Source organism: Pseudarthrobacter sp. NPDC092419 (assembly GCF_044755045.1).
Classification (GTDB): Bacteria; Actinomycetota; Actinomycetes; order Actinomycetales; family Micrococcaceae; genus Arthrobacter.
The window spans coordinates 360,701-375,534 of record NZ_JBIVQF010000003.1 but is presented as its reverse complement, the minus strand read 5'-3'; the positions used below and the strand labels follow the sequence as shown (position 1 = coordinate 375,534).

The window sequence follows — 14,834 nt, the reverse complement described above, 5'->3', positions numbered from 1 at the left end:
TGGAGCGTGATCAATCACCGTGACCCTTGAAAACCATGCGGGACAGTCCGCGCCCGGAGAACCCGGCCGGTTCTCGGGGGACGCCGAGGTCCACAGCATTACGGATGCCGCCGCGGCGCACTCGGTGGACATGCACAAGCGCATGGTCAAGTACGCCCTGGCCATGGGCATCCGCATGGTGTGCCTGATCCTGATCTTTGTGGTCGACGGCTGGTTCAAGCTCATACCCGTGGCCGGGGCAGTGTTCCTGCCCTGGATCGCCGTCATCATCGCCAACGGAAGCGACCTCGCGGAAGGCCACAGCGACCTCTTGCTGGATTCGGCACCGCTTGCCGAACTTGAAGCGCCGGCGGCCGCGGGCGTGGATGATGATCCCGGCAGCACCCTGCTCCAGGGCGAACTGATTGACGAGTCGGACCTGAATGGTCAATTTCACAACCCCAATCCCGGGGAGGAGCGGCGGGCATCATGAGTATTTTCGATTTCGCCGCGGGGTCTGATCCCGCGTTCCCGGAGAACGCGGCAGTCTGTTCGCGCAAGGCCTGCCGCGCCGACGCGTCATGGCAGCTGTTGTGGAACAACCCCAAGATCCATACACCGGAACGCCGCAAGACCTGGCTGGCCTGCGGGGAACACCGGGAATGGCTCGAAGACTACCTGCAGACCCGTGGCCTGTGGAAGGAAACCCTTCCCCTGGACGCCGCCGCGGACGGCGCCCCGGAGCAGGACAGCTGAATGTACCGCTTCCTGTTTTCCAGCAAGTGGCTGGGTTACCTGCTGCTGGCCGCGATCTTCGCCTCTGCCTGTGTGTTCCTGGGCCGCTGGCAGATGGACCGGCGCGCTGAAACACTCGCGGAAATCAACCGCGTGGTCAGCAACTATTCGGCTGCTCCCGTCCCGTTTGCGCTGGCAAAGGACCAGTTTCAGGCGTTGGCGCCGGAAAAGGAGTGGGCCCAGGTTGAGCTGAAGGGCTCGTACGACCCGGACGCGCAGCGAATTGTCCGCAACCGCCCGCTCAACGGCCAGCCGGGCTACGAAGTCGTGGTCCCGTTCCGCCTCGACTCAGGCGAGACCGTCATCATCGACCGCGGCTGGCTGCCCATCGGCAACAACAACCCGGGCAGCCCGGATTCGGTGCCCGCTCCCCCGGCCGGCGACGTCACCGCCGTCGTCCGCTTGAAGCACCCTGAGCCGGAACTGCAGCGCGGTGCACCGGAAGGCCAGCTGGCCTCCATCGATCTGAAGGCCTACGCGGCGCAGCTGTCCTACCCGATCCTCACAGGTGCCTACGGGCAGCTGGCTTCGGAAACGCCGCCGGCCGCGGAGATGCCGTACCCGTTCCCCAAGCCGTCCGTCGAGGAGGGCACGCACCTGTCCTACTCGCTGCAGTGGTTCGCGTTCGGCGTGCTGATGTTCGTGGGCTTCGGCTATGCCGCCCGGCAGCAGGCGCGGAACGCGGCCATCGACGCGGAGGACGACGGCGACGCGGAAGCGGCCGGGACCGTCCACTCCGCGGTTCCCGCCCGGCGTCGTCCGGCCCCTTCGCGGGGGCGAAAGCGGCCCACGGCCGAAGAAGAGGAAGATGCGCTGCTGGACGCGCAGGGGTACTGACCGGTGACCTCGAACGACGGCGGCCCGGTGACCCTGGTGCGCTCGGCCCTGGTCACCGCGGGGGTCGGCGACACGATCCGCCACTTCCCTGCAGGTGTACCGACTGCCGCGGCCGCCGCCGAGGCGCTGGGGTGTGACGTTTCGGCGATCACCAACAGCCTGGTGTTCGAACTGGCAGGCGAACCGCTGCTGATCCTTGCCAGCGGCGCGGCGCGGGTGGACACGGCACTGGTGGCGGGACAGTTGGGCTCGGGAAAGATCCGGCGCGCCTCCCCGGACTTCGTGCTGGAACACACAGGCCAGGAGGTAGGCGGAGTAGCCCCGGTCGGCCACCCACAGCGAATCAGAACCCTCCTGGACCACTCTCTGCAAACCAAGGACCTCCTCTGGGCAGGAGCGGGCGACCACACGACGATGTTCAGCATCACCTATCAGCAACTGCGCAGGATTACTGGAGCCGAAGAAATGCCGGTCCGTTGACCCGGCGGCTCAAGCGAGCGTGATCAGGTCCAGGTAGTCCTCGTTCCACAGATCTTCGACCCCGTCCGGCAGCAGCACGACGCGCTCCGGGTTGAGGGCCTCTACCGCACCTTCGTCGTGGCTGACGAGGACGACGGCGCCGGTGTAGTTGCGCAGTGCGCCCAGGATTTCGGCGCGGCTGGCGGGGTCGAGGTTGTTGGTGGGTTCATCCAGAAGGAGGACATTGGCGCTGGAGGCCACGATGGTGGCGAGGGCGAGGCGGGTCTTTTCACCGCCGGAGAGGACCCCGGCGGGCTTGTCGACATCGTCTCCGGAGAAGAGGAACGAACCCAGGATGCCGCGCACTTCCGCGTCCTTCATGTCCGGGGCGGCCGAGCGCATGTTTTCCAGGACTGTCCGGTTGACGTCCAGGGTTTCGTGCTCCTGGGCGTAGTAACCCACCTTAACGCCGTGGCCCGGAATGACCTCGCCGGTGTCCGGCTGGTCAACCCCCGCCAGCATGCGCAGCAGGGTGGTCTTGCCGGCGCCGTTGAGGCCCAGGATGACCACCTTGGACCCGCGGTCGATGGCGAGGTCCACGTCCGTGAAGATCTCCAGCGAGCCGTAGGACTTGCTGAGTCCGTCTGCGGTGAGCGGGGTCTTGCCGCAGGGCGCCGGGTCCGGGAAGCGCAGGGCTGCGACGCGGTCCTGCTCGCGAACGGCCTCCAGGCCGCTGAGCAGCCGTTCGGCACGCTTGGCCATGTTCTGCGCCGCAACGGCCTTAGTGGCCTTGGCCCGCATCTTGTTGGCCTGGTCCATGAGGACCTGGGCCTTTTTCTCGGCGTTGGCACGTTCACGTTTGCGGGCCCGCTCGTCCGTTTCGCGCTGCTGCAGGTACCGCTTCCAGTCCATGTTGTAGAAGTCGATCTGCGCCCGGTTGGCGTCCAGCAGGAACACCTTGTTGACCGTAGCCTCGAGGAGTTCGGTGTCGTGGCTGATGACGATCAGGCCGCCCTGGTGGTTCTTGAGGAAGTCGCGCAGCCAGGCAATGGAGTCGGCGTCGAGGTGGTTGGTGGGCTCGTCCAGGAGCATGGTCTCGGCATCCGAGTACAGGATGCGCGCCAGTTCCACGCGGCGCCGCTGGCCGCCGGAGAGAGTCTTGAGCGGCTGGTTCAGCAGCCGGTCCGGCAGGGCGAGGTTGGAGCAGATCGAGGCGGCCTCCGCCTCGGCTGCGTATCCGCCGGCGGCGAGGAACTCTGCCTCGAGCCGGTCGTAGCGGTTCATCGCCTTCCGCTGGACTTGTGCGTCGTCGCTTGCCATCTCGTCCTGCGCCGAACGCAGCTTGCCCACCACGATGTCCAGGCCACGTGCCGACAGGATCCGGTCCCGGGCCAGCTGCTCCATGTCCGGGGTCCGGGGATCCTGCGGCAGGTAACCGATTTCGCCGCTGCGGGTCACTTTCCCGGCGGCGGGAAGGCCTTCGCCGGCGAGGACGCGGGTGAGGGTGGTTTTGCCTGCACCGTTGCGGCCCACCAGCCCGATCTTGTCCCCCTTGTCGATGCGGAAGCTCACCTGGTCCATGAGGAGCCGGGCGCCGGCGCGCAGTTCAAGATCCTGGACGGTAATCACAGCAGGTAAGGCCTTTCACAACAGGGAACGCCACAACCGCGCACAGTTCCTGCGGGGCGGCCGGGGAGAGTGGCCGGAGAACGGCCCATGAAAGTCTACCGCGCTTTATCTTCATCCCTCCTTACCGCGGAGGCTTGGAGGAACGCCGGAGGCGCCCGGGCACCCGGCCTGTTTGTACCCGGCCGTCAGGGGCGGACGGCCGCTTTAGTAGGGGCCCTACAAGATGGGGCCTGTCTGGCCCGGGTAACGTCGGCGGTACATCCGCTTTTCCTTGTTCAACCCCGACAGGACCACCATGAGCAACACTCGCACCCCCGCCCCCAAAACCGCAGCGCTTCGATCCAACTGGAACGCCACCGACCTTGGCCTGATCGCCGTCTTCGCCGCCCTCGTGGCCGGTTCTGCACTCGTTCCCGGGCTGGCCGTCAACGGCTTCGGCGTTCCCATCACCTTCCAGACCCTCGCCGTCATGCTGACCGGCCTGGTGCTCGGCCCGGGCCGCGGCTTCGCCGCCGTCGGCCTCTACGTCTTGCTGGGCCTCGCCGGACTGCCTATCTTCAGCCAGGGCCGCAGCGGTCTGGGCATCCTGGCCGGCCCGTCAGTGGGCTACATCATCGCGTTCCCCATCGCCGCAGGCGTCGTTGGCTGGCTGGCCACTGTGGTCATCCGCCGCACCGCCAACGCCCGCGCCCTCTGGTTCTTCCTCGCTGCCACCGTAACCAGCGTGGTGGTGGTCCACTCCCTGGGCATCCTGGGTATTGCCATGAACACCAAGGCGACGATCGGCCAGGCGTTCCTCAGCGACCTCGTCTTCTACCCGGGAGACCTGGTTAAGAACGTCCTCGCCGGCCTTATTGCCGTGGCCCTGCACCGGGCCTTCCCGGACATCCTGGTGCGCCGTTCCCTGCGGACCGTACCCGCACAGGTCCAGGACTAGGGTTCTCCACCATGCCCACAGTGACGTTCGACCAGGTAACAGTCTCCGTTCCCGTGGACCATTCCCCGGTGCCCAAGGTGCTGCTGGAAGCAATCAGCCTGCGGCTCACCGAGGAACGGATCGGAGTTATCGGGGCCAACGGTTCCGGCAAGTCCACCCTGCTCCGCCTGGTTAACGGCCTGGTCCAGCCAACGTCCGGGGCGGTGGCCGTGGACGGCGCGGACACTGTGCGCGCCGTCCGGGCGGTCCGTCGCGCCGTAGGCTTTGTTTTCACCGATCCGCTTTCCCAGCTGGTGATGCCCACCGGCCGGGAGGACGTGGAACTCTCACTGCGCCGCTCCGTCCGGAACGGCAAGGAGCGGCGCGCCAGGGCGGAAGCCTCACTGGACCGGCTGGGGCTCCTGCACCTCGCAGACCAAAGCATCTACGAACTCTCCGGCGGCGAACGCCAGCTCATGGCCTTGACCGCAGTCCTCGCCGTCGATCCGGCCATCCTGGTCCTTGACGAGCCGTCCACCCTGCTTGACCTGCGCAACCGGGAACTACTGCGGCGCACCCTGGCCGGCCTGGACCAACAGATCATCATGTCCACGCATGACCTGGACCTCGCCCTGGCGATGGACCGCGTGCTGGTCATTGAGACGGGCAAGGTCGCCTACGATGGCTCCCCCGCGGAGGCCGTTGCCGCCTACCGCAGCCTGTGCGCCGAGCAGGCCGGGGCCGGTGCGCCGTGAGGGGACACGGCTTCCTCCTTGCCAATTACGTGCCGGGTACCTCCCTGCTGCACCGGACCCCCACGGGCCTGAAGTTCGTGCTGGTGTTCGCCACCGGGCTGGCCTCTTTTGTGGTGCTGGACTGGCGGGTTTCGGCGGCGGCGTTGGCGGGCTTCTGCGTGCTGTTCCTCAGCACGGGGGCCGGACCACAGCGTCTCTGGGCCGCGGTCAGTCCCCTGCTTCCCGTCCTGGCGGTCATCGCCGCCTTCCAGTGGTGGCAGCTGGGCGGCCCGGCAGCAGCACGGATCGTGCTGAACATCCTGATCTGCGTGGTTGCTGCGTCACTGTTGACGGCCACCACACCGGTCCAGCAAATCCTCGACGCAGTGGTGGGGGCGGCCCGGCCCTTCAGACGCCTCGGCGCCGACCCCGAACGTTTTGCCCTCACCATCGGCGTGATGCTGCGCAGCATCCCCTACATTGCCGGAACTTTTGCGGACGTCCGCGACTCCGCCCGGGCCAGGGGCCTGGAACGTAACCCGCGCGCGCTTGTCCTGCCTGTCTTCATCACCTCGGTGACATTCGCCCGCCAGACCGGCGAAGCACTGGCAGCGCGCGGCCTCGGCGAGCCTGAGGACTAAGGGCCGGTGCGTCAGTCCGCCAGCCGGGCGTACTGCAGCAGCGCAGCCGTGCCCATTCCGCCGGCAATACTGATCATGGCCAGCCCCAGTAATCCCGGCCGGTCCACCGCCCGGGCCTGGGCCAGCAGGCGGGTGACCAGCACGGCGCCCGACGCCCCATAGGCATGCCCCAGCGCCAGGGCGCCGCCGTCAAGGTTGGCCGCTTCAGGGTCAATCCCCAGCAGGTCCAGACTGGCCAGCGTCTGCGCAGCGAACGCCTCATTAAACTCCACCAGGTCCAGCTGGGAAGCAGTCACCCCAGCCGCCGCCAGGACCTTGCGCGCTGCCGTGGCCGCACCCACGCCCAGGAGTTGCGGTTCTACGCCGGACGTGTCCGTCCCCAGCACAAGCAAGCCGTCCGCAGCGCCCAGTTCCCGCGCGCGCTGCACTGAAGTGATCACGACGGCGGAGGCTGCGTCAGCGTCAAAGCACGAGTTGCCGGCCGTAACAGTTCCCCCTTCCACGAAAGCAGCGGGGAATCTCGCCATCACGGCCGGGCTGAGCCCGCGGCGTGGACCGTCGTCGGCCGACACCGTTCCGGACAGTCCAGCCAAAGGTACCGTTTCAGCCGCGAACCGGCCCGCTGCAGCGGCGGCGAGGGCCCGCCGATGGCTCCGCAAGGCGAACGCATCCTGCCGCTCCCGTCCGACGCCGAACTCCCGTGCCACGTTCTCGGCCGCCACCCCCATGTCCGGGTCGCCATAGCGCGCCGGCACAAAGCGGGCGCGCGCGAAAAACTCGGGGACGCCGTCGTCGTCCGGGTAAGCGCGGAGGGGCGCCGTGCTGGTGCTTTCCACCCCGCCGGCCAGATAGAGGGGATTGCCCCCGGCGGCCACCAGGCCGCCGGCCAGGACGATGGCGTCCAGACCCGAACCGCACTGACGGTCAACGGTGAGCCCTGGAACCTCCACCGGCAAACCGGCTTCGAGCAGTGCGAACCTGGCCACGTTGCCGCCGCCGCCGACGGCGTTGCCGATGACGACGTCCGTCACGCTTGACGGGCCGACCCCCGAATCCGACACCAGCCGGCTCAGGACCGGCGCCAGCAAGTCGTGGGCGCGCAGGCCCCGCAAAGCGCCGTTTGTGCGGCACACGGGGGTGCGCCGGGCAGCAACGATCACCGGCTGGCGGTCCGGCGGGAGCACATCAGGAGCCAAGGCTGCGCACCCGCGTGTCCCGCGTGCTGATCCATTCAAGGAAGAGGCTGCGGCTGACCTTGCCCCGGTCGGTGACCGGAAGCTCTGCCAGGGCGTAAAACTGCAGGGGCCGCTTATCCCTGGCCAAAATGTCCTCCAGCCCGGCACGCAGCTGCGTGGCGGTGACTCCCCCATGGGACGGCACCACGCCGGCCACTACGCGCTGGCCGCGGAGGTCATCGGGCATGCCCGCGGCCACGGCCGCAGCAACACCGGGCACGGCCGAGAGCGCCAGTTCCACTTCATGCGGGTAGACGTTTTTGCCGGCCGTCAGGATCATGTCCGAGCGGCGCCCAAGGATGTGGAGCTCTCCGGCCTCCAGGTAGCCCTGGTCTCCTACGGTGAACCAGTCGTTATCAAAGGCACGCAGCGCCTGGCCGTCGTCTCCCCAGAGGTAGCCGTCGCTCACCATGGCGCTCCGGACGCAGATGTTGCCGGGCTCTCCGTCCTCGAGGGGGGATCCGGCGTCGTCAATAATGCGCACTTCGACGCCCGGGAAAGGCCTGCCGATCCCGGTGCCGCCCCGCGAGGGCGTCCGGCTGGCCGGCAGGCCAGCCCCGGATACAAAGCTCAGTTCGGAGGCACCGTAATACTCGAAGATGGTGGCGTTCGGTGCCCAGCGGCGGGCCGCCTCCAGGGTGCGCGCGTCGAGCTTGGAGCCGGCACAGATGATGGTTCGCACACCCGAGGCGTCTACGCAACCGGTGAGACCGCGTTCGCTGAGCATCCGGAGCATGGTCGGTACCAGTACCAGGCGCGTGACGCGGTCATGGGTGATGGCCGCGTGCACGTCGCCGACGTCGAACGCCTTGAGGGTCTGGAATTCGGATCCCGCGTAGAGGCACTCCGCCAGGGCGTAGAGGTTCAGGCTGGCCGCCAACGGACCGGGAGCCAGCGTGACGTCGTCCCGGCGGAGCCCGAAGAACTCAATCGAGGCTTCGAAGGATTCCTGCCAGGACCGGCGCGACCTGGTGAACGCCTTGGGAACCGAGGTGGTGCCGGAGGTAAGTCCAATCAGGAAGGGGGAGTCTGCCGGCCCGTCCTCCAGCGCATCATCGGTGGCGACGGCCGCAGCCCGCGCAGAAGCGTGGACCCGGTGCACGATGTCGTCCTGGAGCGCTGCGGGCCACGCCGGATCGAGCACAGCGCACTGCCGTCCCCCCGCAACAGCTGCGGCGAACTTCACGGCAAAGTCGGTTGAATTCGGCTCGCAGAGGGCGCTGACGGACTTGGTGTCCGCGACCACTGAAGCGGCCTGGTCCCGGAGCTGCTCCCAGTCCAGGCGCCGGCCGGCGACCACGACGGCAGTGTCGTGGGGCCGTTCCGCGGCCCATCGCTGGATTCTGTTGAGAAAAGGCATCGGATCAACTTTACCGGCCGGGCTCCTCCCCCATCGAGGGCCACGGGCTATTGTGACCATATGAGTTTCAATGACAATGTGCAGCTGGACCCATCGCAGGTCCAGGACCGGCGCGGCATGGGCCGCGGGGTGAAGGTGGGCGGCGGCATCGGCGGCGGGCTCATCCTCCTCATCGCAGCCCTACTGGGCGTCAACCCGCAGCTGTTGGAAGGCCTGGTCGGTGCTGGTCAGGCTCCCCCGGGCCAGGAACAGGGGACGGCCCCGGCCTGCAGCACCGGAGCGGACGCCGACCAGCGGATCGACTGCCGGATCACCGGCACGGTCAACAGCCTGAACGCGTTCTGGCCGGAATACCTTGCGCAGTACAAGGTGAAATACCCCCAGCCCGAGACCGTCATTTTCACCGGCGGCACCAACACCGGTTGCGGATCCGCCACCAGCGCAGTGGGACCGTTCTACTGCCCGGCGGACACCACGGCCTACTTCGATCCGGACTTTTTCCAGGAGCTCGTGGACCGCTTTGGTTCATCCGGCGGTCCCCTTGCGCAGGAATACGTGGTGGCGCACGAATTCGGACACCACGTGCAGAACGTCCTGGGCGACATCAACCGCGCGCAGCAGGATCCCCAGGGGCCGGAGTCCGGCGCCGTCCGGGTCGAGCTCCAGGCTGACTGTTATGCAGGACTGTGGGCCAAGCACGCCACCACCGTGCCGGACCCGTCCACAGGCCAGCCCTTCCTGGAACCCCTCACGCAGCAGGACCTGAACGATGCCCTGTCCGCCGCCTCCGCCGTAGGTGACGACCGGATCCAGGAATCCACCACCGGGCAGGTGAACCCGGAAGCCTGGACGCACGGTTCCAGCGAGCAGCGCCAGCGCTGGTTTAGCCGCGGCTACGAGTCCGGCGACATCAGGCAGTGCGACACATTCGCGGCCCGCACCTTGTAGCCCCATCGATTGCTTACGACGGCGGCCGGTTACCTTTCCCGGGAAAGGTAACCGGCCGCCGTCGTACTCTATTTAGATGTTGAAGCCGAGGGCCCGCATCTGGTCCTTGCCATCGTCGGTAATCCGTTCGGGACCCCATGGCGGCATCCATACCCAGTTCAGGCGCCAGTCGTCCACGACACCGTCCAGGGCCTTGCCCACCTGCTCTTCGAGCACATCGGTGAGCGGGCACGCTGCCGTGGTCAGCGTCATGTCGATCAGCAGCGCGCCGTCGTCGTCCGAGTACTTCAGGCCGTAGAGCAACCCGAGGTCCACGATGTTCACGCCCAGTTCCGGGTCGATCACATCCTTGAGCGCCTCTTCGACATCCTCCAGGGCCGTCTGGCCCGGCGTGATTTCGGTCATGGCCAGTCCTTACTGGGCCTGCGCCACGGCGGGTGCAGCGGCAGCGCCGGCACCCTTGGCGTAGCGGTCGTAGCCTTCTTCTTCCAGGCGGTCGGCCAGCTCGGGGCCGCCTTCCTCAACGACCTGGCCATCAACGAACACGTGCACGAAGTCCGGCTTGATGTAGCGCAGGATGCGGGTGTAATGCGTGATGAGCAGCGTGCCCATGTTGCCTTCAGCGTGTGCCCGGTTGACGCCTTCGGAGACGACCTTCAGCGCGTCAACGTCCAGGCCGGAGTCGGTCTCATCCAGGACGGCGAACTTGGGCTTGAACAGCTCGAGCTGGAGGATTTCCACGCGCTTCTTTTCGCCGCCGGAGAAGCCTTCGTTGACGTTGCGCTGGGCGAAGTCGGCGTCAATGCGCAACTGCTCCATAGCAGCCTTGACGTCCTTGGTCCAGGTGCGCAGCTTGGGGGCTTCGCCGTCGATAGCGGTCTTGGCGGTGCGCAGGAAGTTGGTCATGCTCACCCCGGGCACCTCGACCGGGTACTGCATGGCCAGGAAGACACCGGCGCGGGCGCGCTCGTCCACGCTCATTTCCAGCACGTCTTCGCCGTCCAGCGTGATGGAACCGCTGGTGACGTTGTAGCGGGGGTGGCCGGCGATGGTGGAAGCAAGGGTGGACTTCCCCGAACCGTTGGGGCCCATGATCGCGTGCGTTTCGCCCGTGCGGATGGTCAGGCTGACGCCCTTCAGGATTTCCTTGGTGCCCTGCTCCGTCCCAATGCTGACGTGCAGGTCCTTGATCTCAAGAGTAGACATGTGTCCGTGTTCTCCTCTGCACCGTGCCTCCCGGCGCGGTGCGGTCTTTTGTCTGGAAGTAGTTTCGTAAATCTGTGGTGCTAGCCGGTGACGGAGGCGCCATTGAGGACGTTGGTGACGTCCACGTACACCTCGCCGCCATGGATCTCAACGGCGAAAACCGGAACGGGGTCATAAGCAGGCAGCTGCAGCGGCTGGCCGCTGCGCAGGTCGAACTGGGAACCATGGCCCCAGCACTCGATGGTGCAGCCTTCAACGTCGCCTTCGGAGAGCGAAATATCGGCATGCGAGCAGGTGTCCCCGATCGCATGGATTTCGCCCATGGAATCCTTGACCACGGCGACCGGATAGTCGTCGATCAGGATGCGCAGGGCCTGCTTGGGCTTGATCTCGTCCGCCTTGCAGACAAGCTCACCCTTCGGCTGGTTGCTCATGACCCGTCCCTCAGTTGTCCGTCAGCGCGAGTTCGTGCTCCACAGCCTCGGTGAGCCGTTCCTCGAGGGAGGGAACCTTGATCTGCTGGATGATCTCGTTCAGGAAGCCCCGGACCACCAGGCGGCGGGCAACATCCTCCGGGATGCCGCGTGCCATCAGGTAGAACAGGTGCTCGTCATCCATGCGGCCGGTGGCGCTGGCGTGGCCTGCACCCTCGATCAGGCCGGTCTCGATTTCGAGGTTCGGCACGGAGTCGGCGCGGGCACCGTCGGTCAGCAGGAGGTTGCGGTTGGCCTCGTAGGTGTCTGTGCCTTCGGCTTCCTTGCGGATCAGGACGTCGCCAACCCAGACGGCGTGGGCGTTGCGGCCTTGGAGGGCGCCCTTGTAGAGCACGTTGGACTTGCAGTTGGGCTGTGCGTGATCCACGAACAGCCGCTGCTCCAGGTGCTGGCCGGCGTCTGCGAAGTACAGGCCGAACATTTCGGCCTCGCCGCCCGGTGCGGTGAAGCGGGCGGACGGGGTGACACGGACCAGGTCGCCGCCAAGGCTGACCATGATGTGCTTGAACTTGGCGTCCCGGCCGATCTTCGCCTGCTGGGAGGACGCGTGCACGGCGTCGTCGTTCCATTCCTGCAGGGTGACGACGGTCAGGGTGGCGCCGTCTTCGACGACGATTTCCACGTTCTGCGACAGCACAGCGGATCCGCGGTGGTTCAGGACGACGACGGACTTGGAGAATTTCTCCGCGACGATCACCAGGTGCTGCGCGGCGGCGTCCGCAGCGGAGCCCTCGATGTCCACGGTGATTTCCGTGGCGGCTTCGAACTCCGAGGGGACCGTGAGCACGGTGGCCTCTGCAAAGTTCTCCCAGGCGTTGGCGGACACGCGGTCTTCCGGGATGCCGGCGGTGCCGATGCGGCTGTCGCCGCGGCCCACGGTTTCAACCCGGACCTGCTCCGGGCCGCTGACGGTGACGGCGGGTCCCGAACCCGACAGGACCTCACTGTGCAGGCCACGGAGCCGCTTCAGCGGGGTGAAGCGCCAGTCTTCTTCCATGCCGGTCAGCGGCTTGAAGTCGGCCAGGTTGTAGGAGGTGAGGCGGCCGGCACGGGAGCTGTCCGGGACGCCTTCTCCGCCTCCGTGGGAGTGGCTCTTGGTGGAGGCGCCGGCCAGGGGTGCCTTGGCACCCGCGGCGTTGATCGGCGAGAGGCTCTCGCCTTCCTCCGTGAAGCCGTTGATGAACGGCTGGGCTGAAGGCGCGCCGATGCGCGCCTTTTCAGTAGTGATTTCAGTCATCGTTATCCGACGGACCCTTCCATCTGCAGTTCAATGAGGCGGTTCAGCTCGAGTGCGTACTCCATGGGGAGCTCGCGGGCAATGGGCTCGATGAAGCCGCGGACGATCATCGCCATCGCTTCGTCTTCGCGCATGCCGCGGGACATCAGGTAGAAGAGCTGCTCCTCGCTGACCCGGGAAACCGTTGCCTCGTGGCCCATCACGACGTCATCCTCGCGGATGTCGATGTACGGGTAGGTGTCCGAGCGGCTGATGGTGTCCACCAGCAGCGCGTCACAGCGCACGGTGTTGGCCGAGTGCTTGGCTCCTTCGCGGACCTGGACCAGGCCACGGTAAGCCGCACGGCCGCCGCCGCGGGCCACCGACTTGGAGATGATGGAACTCTTGGTGTTCGGCGCGATGTGCACCATCTTGGACCCGGTGTCCTGGTGCTGGCCTTCGCCGGCGAACGCGATGGACAGGGTTTCACCCTTGGCGTGCTCGCCTACAAGGTAGACGGCCGGGTACTTCATGGTCACCTTGGAGCCGATGTTGCCGTCGACCCATTCCATGGTGGCGCCCTCTTCGCAGACGGCACGCTTGGTCACCAGGTTGTACACGTTGTTGGACCAGTTCTGGATGGTCGTGTACCGGACGCGGGCGCCCTTCTTGACGATGATCTCCACGACGGCCGAGTGCAGGGAGTCGGACGTGTAGATCGGGGCGGTGCAGCCCTCGATATAGTGCACGTAGGAGTCTTCGTCCGCGATGATCAGGGTCCGCTCAAACTGGCCCATGTTCTCGGTGTTGATGCGGAAGTATGCCTGCAGCGGGATGTCGACGTGGACGCCCTTGGGGACGTACACGAAGGAGCCGCCGGACCATACCGCCGTGTTGAGCGAAGCAAACTTGTTGTCGCCCACCGGGATGACGGTGCCGAAGTATTCCTGGAAAATCTCCGGGTGTTCCTTAAGCGCGGTATCCGTGTCCAGGAAGATGACGCCCTGGGCCTCGAGGTCCTCGCGGATCTGGTGGTAGACCACCTCGGACTCGTACTGCGCGGCAACGCCGGAAACCAGGCGGCTGCGCTCGGCTTCCGGGATGCCCAGCTTCTCGTACGTGTTCCGGATGTCCTCGGGCAGGTCTTCCCAGGAAGCGGCCTGCTTCTCGGTGGAGCGCACGAAGTACTTAATGTTGTCGAAGTCAATGCCTGACAGGTCCGCACCCCAGGTGGGCATGGGCTTGCGGTCAAAGTACTTCAGGCCCTTGAGGCGCAGGTCCAGCATCCACTCCGGCTCGCTCTTCTTGGCCGAGATGTCGCGGACAACCTCTTCGTCGAGCCCACGGCGGGCGTTGGCACCGACGTCGTTCTTGTCAGCCCAGCCGTACTCGTAGGTGCCGATGCCGTGCAGCTCGGGATTCTTTTCCAGAATCTCGGAGATCACAGTGTTTTCGGCTGCTTTCTCTGATAGTTGGTCCGTCATCACGGCCTTTCTTGCTGATGGTTGGATTCGTCGTCCAGACGGGCGGGGACTGCGGAGGAACCGGCCGGCTCCCGCACAGGCAGCCTGCCTGTAGGTATATGGGTGGTGCAGACGTGGCCGCCACGGGCCAGGGTTGAGAGCCGGCGGACGTCCACGCCCACCAGCCGGGAGAAGACTTCCGTCTCCACGTCGCAGAACACCGGGAATTTCGCCGCGAGCTGCTGGATGGGGCAATGCCCCTGGCACAGCTGCACGCTGGAGAGGGCCGCCGGGAGGGGCGCCTTGGCCTCGATGGAGGCGGCAGACGCCACGAAGTTGTCGCGGCTCAAGGCTGCTGCCAGCGCTTTGGCGCGATCGGCAATCTCCGGGCCGGCCTGCTCGACCTCGGGGGCGTAGCGCGCCTCCATTTCGGCGAAACGCTCGACGGCGAACGCCCGCACCGCGTCCGGGCCGCCGATCGCCTGCAGTTCCTTGAGCGCAAGGGCGGCGATGTCCAGATAGTCGTTGCCAAGGGTGGACTGTCCCTGTGAACTGAGCACATACCGGCGCGCCGGACGGCCGGCACCGCCGCCCGCGCGGGCAACGCGCTTGACCTCAATGACGCCGGCGCGGGACAGATGGTCCAGGTGGCGGCGCACCGCAGCGGGGGTAAAGCCCAGGAGCTCGCCCAGTTCAGCGGCGCTGACAGGGCCGTGTTCCAGGACGGCGGCGAGGACCCGGTCCCGGGTCCGCTCGTCGGCGTCGGCCACCGGCCCGGCCAAGGGCACGGCGGAAGCAGTAGTCATGGAATACACAACACAATCATGTCGTAATTTAGTCCACGTCTCCAGTAAGGGGAGGCTGGCCTGACCTTGGCCGGCTGTCCGCCGTTGATATGGGAGAGAATACTACGTCCCGTAGA

Annotated in this window: 17 protein-coding genes; 8 read left to right on the top strand and 9 right to left on the bottom strand. The window is 66.5% G+C overall.

Annotated features, from left to right (window positions below; genetic code table 11):
• Window positions 1-19: 19 nt before the first annotated feature.
• Genes ACIQC0_RS07520 through ACIQC0_RS07505 form a run of 4 tightly spaced genes read left to right on the top strand, consistent with a single transcriptional unit; the run spans window position 20 to window position 2,091 of the window.
• The gene (locus ACIQC0_RS07520; RefSeq protein WP_377215835.1) at window positions 20-472 is read left to right on the top strand and encodes a DUF3099 domain-containing protein; all 453 of its coding nucleotides are present in this window, start codon (window positions 20-22) and stop codon (window positions 470-472) included.
• Window positions 469-735: a hypothetical protein gene (locus ACIQC0_RS07515; RefSeq protein ID WP_400533840.1), complete on the top strand. Its 267-nt coding sequence runs from the start codon at window positions 469-471 to the stop codon at window positions 733-735. The genes ACIQC0_RS07520 and ACIQC0_RS07515 overlap by 4 nt, the downstream gene beginning before the upstream one ends.
• A complete protein-coding gene (locus ACIQC0_RS07510; RefSeq protein ID WP_400533837.1) occupies window positions 736-1,611 on the top strand; it encodes an SURF1 family protein in 876 nt (291 codons plus the stop codon).
• A gap of 3 nt (window positions 1,612-1,614) precedes the next feature.
• Window positions 1,615-2,091 carry a YbaK/EbsC family protein gene (locus ACIQC0_RS07505; protein ID WP_400533834.1) on the top strand — a complete coding sequence of 159 codons (477 nt, stop codon included), beginning with the start codon at window positions 1,615-1,617 and terminating at the stop codon, window positions 2,089-2,091.
• 9 nt (window positions 2,092-2,100) lie between these two features.
• Here the strand turns inward: ACIQC0_RS07505 and abc-f are convergent, their stop codons facing one another.
• The gene (gene abc-f / locus ACIQC0_RS07500; RefSeq protein WP_377215831.1) at window positions 2,101-3,699 is read right to left on the bottom strand and encodes a ribosomal protection-like ABC-F family protein; all 1,599 of its coding nucleotides are present in this window, start codon (window positions 3,697-3,699) and stop codon (window positions 2,101-2,103) included.
• Between the two features lie 295 nt (window positions 3,700-3,994).
• On the opposite strand from abc-f, the gene ACIQC0_RS07495 reads away from it, so the two are divergent.
• From ACIQC0_RS07495 to ACIQC0_RS07485, 3 genes are read left to right on the top strand one after another with little or no spacing between them, the layout of a single operon-like run.
• Complete coding sequence (locus tag ACIQC0_RS07495) at window positions 3,995-4,636, top strand: biotin transporter BioY (protein WP_377215830.1); 642 nt, start codon at window positions 3,995-3,997, stop codon at window positions 4,634-4,636.
• A gap of 11 nt (window positions 4,637-4,647) precedes the next feature.
• A complete protein-coding gene (locus ACIQC0_RS07490; RefSeq protein WP_400533830.1) occupies window positions 4,648-5,370 on the top strand; it encodes an energy-coupling factor ABC transporter ATP-binding protein in 723 nt (240 codons plus the stop codon).
• Window positions 5,367-5,990: an energy-coupling factor transporter transmembrane component T family protein gene (locus ACIQC0_RS07485; protein ID WP_400533827.1), complete on the top strand. Its 624-nt coding sequence runs from the start codon at window positions 5,367-5,369 to the stop codon at window positions 5,988-5,990. The genes ACIQC0_RS07490 and ACIQC0_RS07485 overlap by 4 nt, the downstream gene beginning before the upstream one ends.
• An 11-nt stretch (window positions 5,991-6,001) precedes the next feature.
• Here ACIQC0_RS07485 and ACIQC0_RS07480 read toward each other — a convergent pair whose 3' ends face one another.
• Entirely contained in the window at window positions 6,002-7,186 is a 1,185-nt protein-coding gene (locus ACIQC0_RS07480) for a thiolase family protein (protein WP_377215827.1), read from the bottom strand.
• On the bottom strand, window positions 7,176-8,585 hold the full coding sequence (locus ACIQC0_RS07475; RefSeq protein WP_400533823.1) for a class I adenylate-forming enzyme family protein: 1,410 nt from the start codon (window positions 8,583-8,585) through the stop codon (window positions 7,176-7,178). Before ACIQC0_RS07475 ends, ACIQC0_RS07480 begins: the two co-directional genes overlap by 11 nt.
• 60 nt (window positions 8,586-8,645) lie before the next feature.
• On the opposite strand from ACIQC0_RS07475, the gene ACIQC0_RS07470 reads away from it, so the two are divergent.
• On the top strand, window positions 8,646-9,533 hold the full coding sequence (locus ACIQC0_RS07470; RefSeq protein ID WP_400533820.1) for a neutral zinc metallopeptidase: 888 nt from the start codon (window positions 8,646-8,648) through the stop codon (window positions 9,531-9,533).
• Between the two features lie 72 nt (window positions 9,534-9,605).
• On the opposite strand, the gene ACIQC0_RS07465 is transcribed toward ACIQC0_RS07470, so the two are convergent.
• The 6 genes from ACIQC0_RS07465 to ACIQC0_RS07440 form a co-directional block, all read right to left on the bottom strand.
• A complete protein-coding gene (locus ACIQC0_RS07465; RefSeq protein ID WP_377215824.1) occupies window positions 9,606-9,938 on the bottom strand; it encodes a metal-sulfur cluster assembly factor in 333 nt (110 codons plus the stop codon).
• A 9-nt stretch (window positions 9,939-9,947) separates the two neighbouring features.
• On the bottom strand, window positions 9,948-10,739 hold the full coding sequence (gene sufC / locus ACIQC0_RS07460) for a Fe-S cluster assembly ATPase SufC (protein ID WP_400533817.1): 792 nt from the start codon (window positions 10,737-10,739) through the stop codon (window positions 9,948-9,950).
• 80 nt (window positions 10,740-10,819) lie between these two features.
• Window positions 10,820-11,173: a non-heme iron oxygenase ferredoxin subunit gene (locus tag ACIQC0_RS07455; protein WP_400533814.1), complete on the bottom strand. Its 354-nt coding sequence runs from the start codon at window positions 11,171-11,173 to the stop codon at window positions 10,820-10,822.
• A 10-nt stretch (window positions 11,174-11,183) separates the two neighbouring features.
• Window positions 11,184-12,470, bottom strand: coding sequence for a Fe-S cluster assembly protein SufD (gene sufD, locus ACIQC0_RS07450; RefSeq protein WP_400533811.1), 1,287 nt, complete (start codon window positions 12,468-12,470; stop codon window positions 11,184-11,186).
• 2 nt (window positions 12,471-12,472) lie between these two features.
• A complete protein-coding gene (sufB, locus tag ACIQC0_RS07445; RefSeq protein ID WP_377215820.1) occupies window positions 12,473-13,933 on the bottom strand; it encodes a Fe-S cluster assembly protein SufB in 1,461 nt (486 codons plus the stop codon).
• Window positions 13,933-14,718 carry a helix-turn-helix transcriptional regulator gene (locus ACIQC0_RS07440; protein ID WP_377215819.1) on the bottom strand — a complete coding sequence of 262 codons (786 nt, stop codon included), beginning with the start codon at window positions 14,716-14,718 and terminating at the stop codon, window positions 13,933-13,935. Before ACIQC0_RS07440 ends, sufB begins: the two co-directional genes overlap by 1 nt.
• Between the last annotated feature and the right edge of the window lie 116 nt (window positions 14,719-14,834).

Excerpts from the sequence above, each read along its gene's own strand:
- ACIQC0_RS07515 (WP_400533840.1), top strand. The coding sequence starts at position 469 with ATGAGTATTTTCGATTTCGCCGCGGGGTCTGATCCCGCGTTCCCGGAG.
- ACIQC0_RS07510 (WP_400533837.1), top strand. The coding sequence starts at position 736 with ATGTACCGCTTCCTGTTTTCCAGCAAGTGGCTGGGTTACCTGCTGCTG.
- ACIQC0_RS07495 (WP_377215830.1), top strand. The coding sequence starts at position 3,995 with ATGAGCAACACTCGCACCCCCGCCCCCAAAACCGCAGCGCTTCGATCC.
- ACIQC0_RS07490 (WP_400533830.1), top strand. The coding sequence starts at position 4,648 with ATGCCCACAGTGACGTTCGACCAGGTAACAGTCTCCGTTCCCGTGGAC.
- ACIQC0_RS07475 (WP_400533823.1), bottom strand. The coding sequence starts at position 8,585 with ATGCCTTTTCTCAACAGAATCCAGCGATGGGCCGCGGAACGGCCCCAC.
- ACIQC0_RS07470 (WP_400533820.1), top strand. The coding sequence starts at position 8,646 with ATGAGTTTCAATGACAATGTGCAGCTGGACCCATCGCAGGTCCAGGAC.
- ACIQC0_RS07465 (WP_377215824.1), bottom strand. The coding sequence starts at position 9,938 with ATGACCGAAATCACGCCGGGCCAGACGGCCCTGGAGGATGTCGAAGAG.
- sufC (WP_400533817.1), bottom strand. The coding sequence starts at position 10,739 with ATGTCTACTCTTGAGATCAAGGACCTGCACGTCAGCATTGGGACGGAG.
- ACIQC0_RS07455 (WP_400533814.1), bottom strand. The coding sequence starts at position 11,173 with ATGAGCAACCAGCCGAAGGGTGAGCTTGTCTGCAAGGCGGACGAGATC.
- sufD (WP_400533811.1), bottom strand. The coding sequence starts at position 12,470 with ATGACTGAAATCACTACTGAAAAGGCGCGCATCGGCGCGCCTTCAGCC.
- sufB (WP_377215820.1), bottom strand. The coding sequence starts at position 13,933 with ATGACGGACCAACTATCAGAGAAAGCAGCCGAAAACACTGTGATCTCC.
- ACIQC0_RS07440 (WP_377215819.1), bottom strand. The coding sequence starts at position 14,718 with ATGACTACTGCTTCCGCCGTGCCCTTGGCCGGGCCGGTGGCCGACGCC.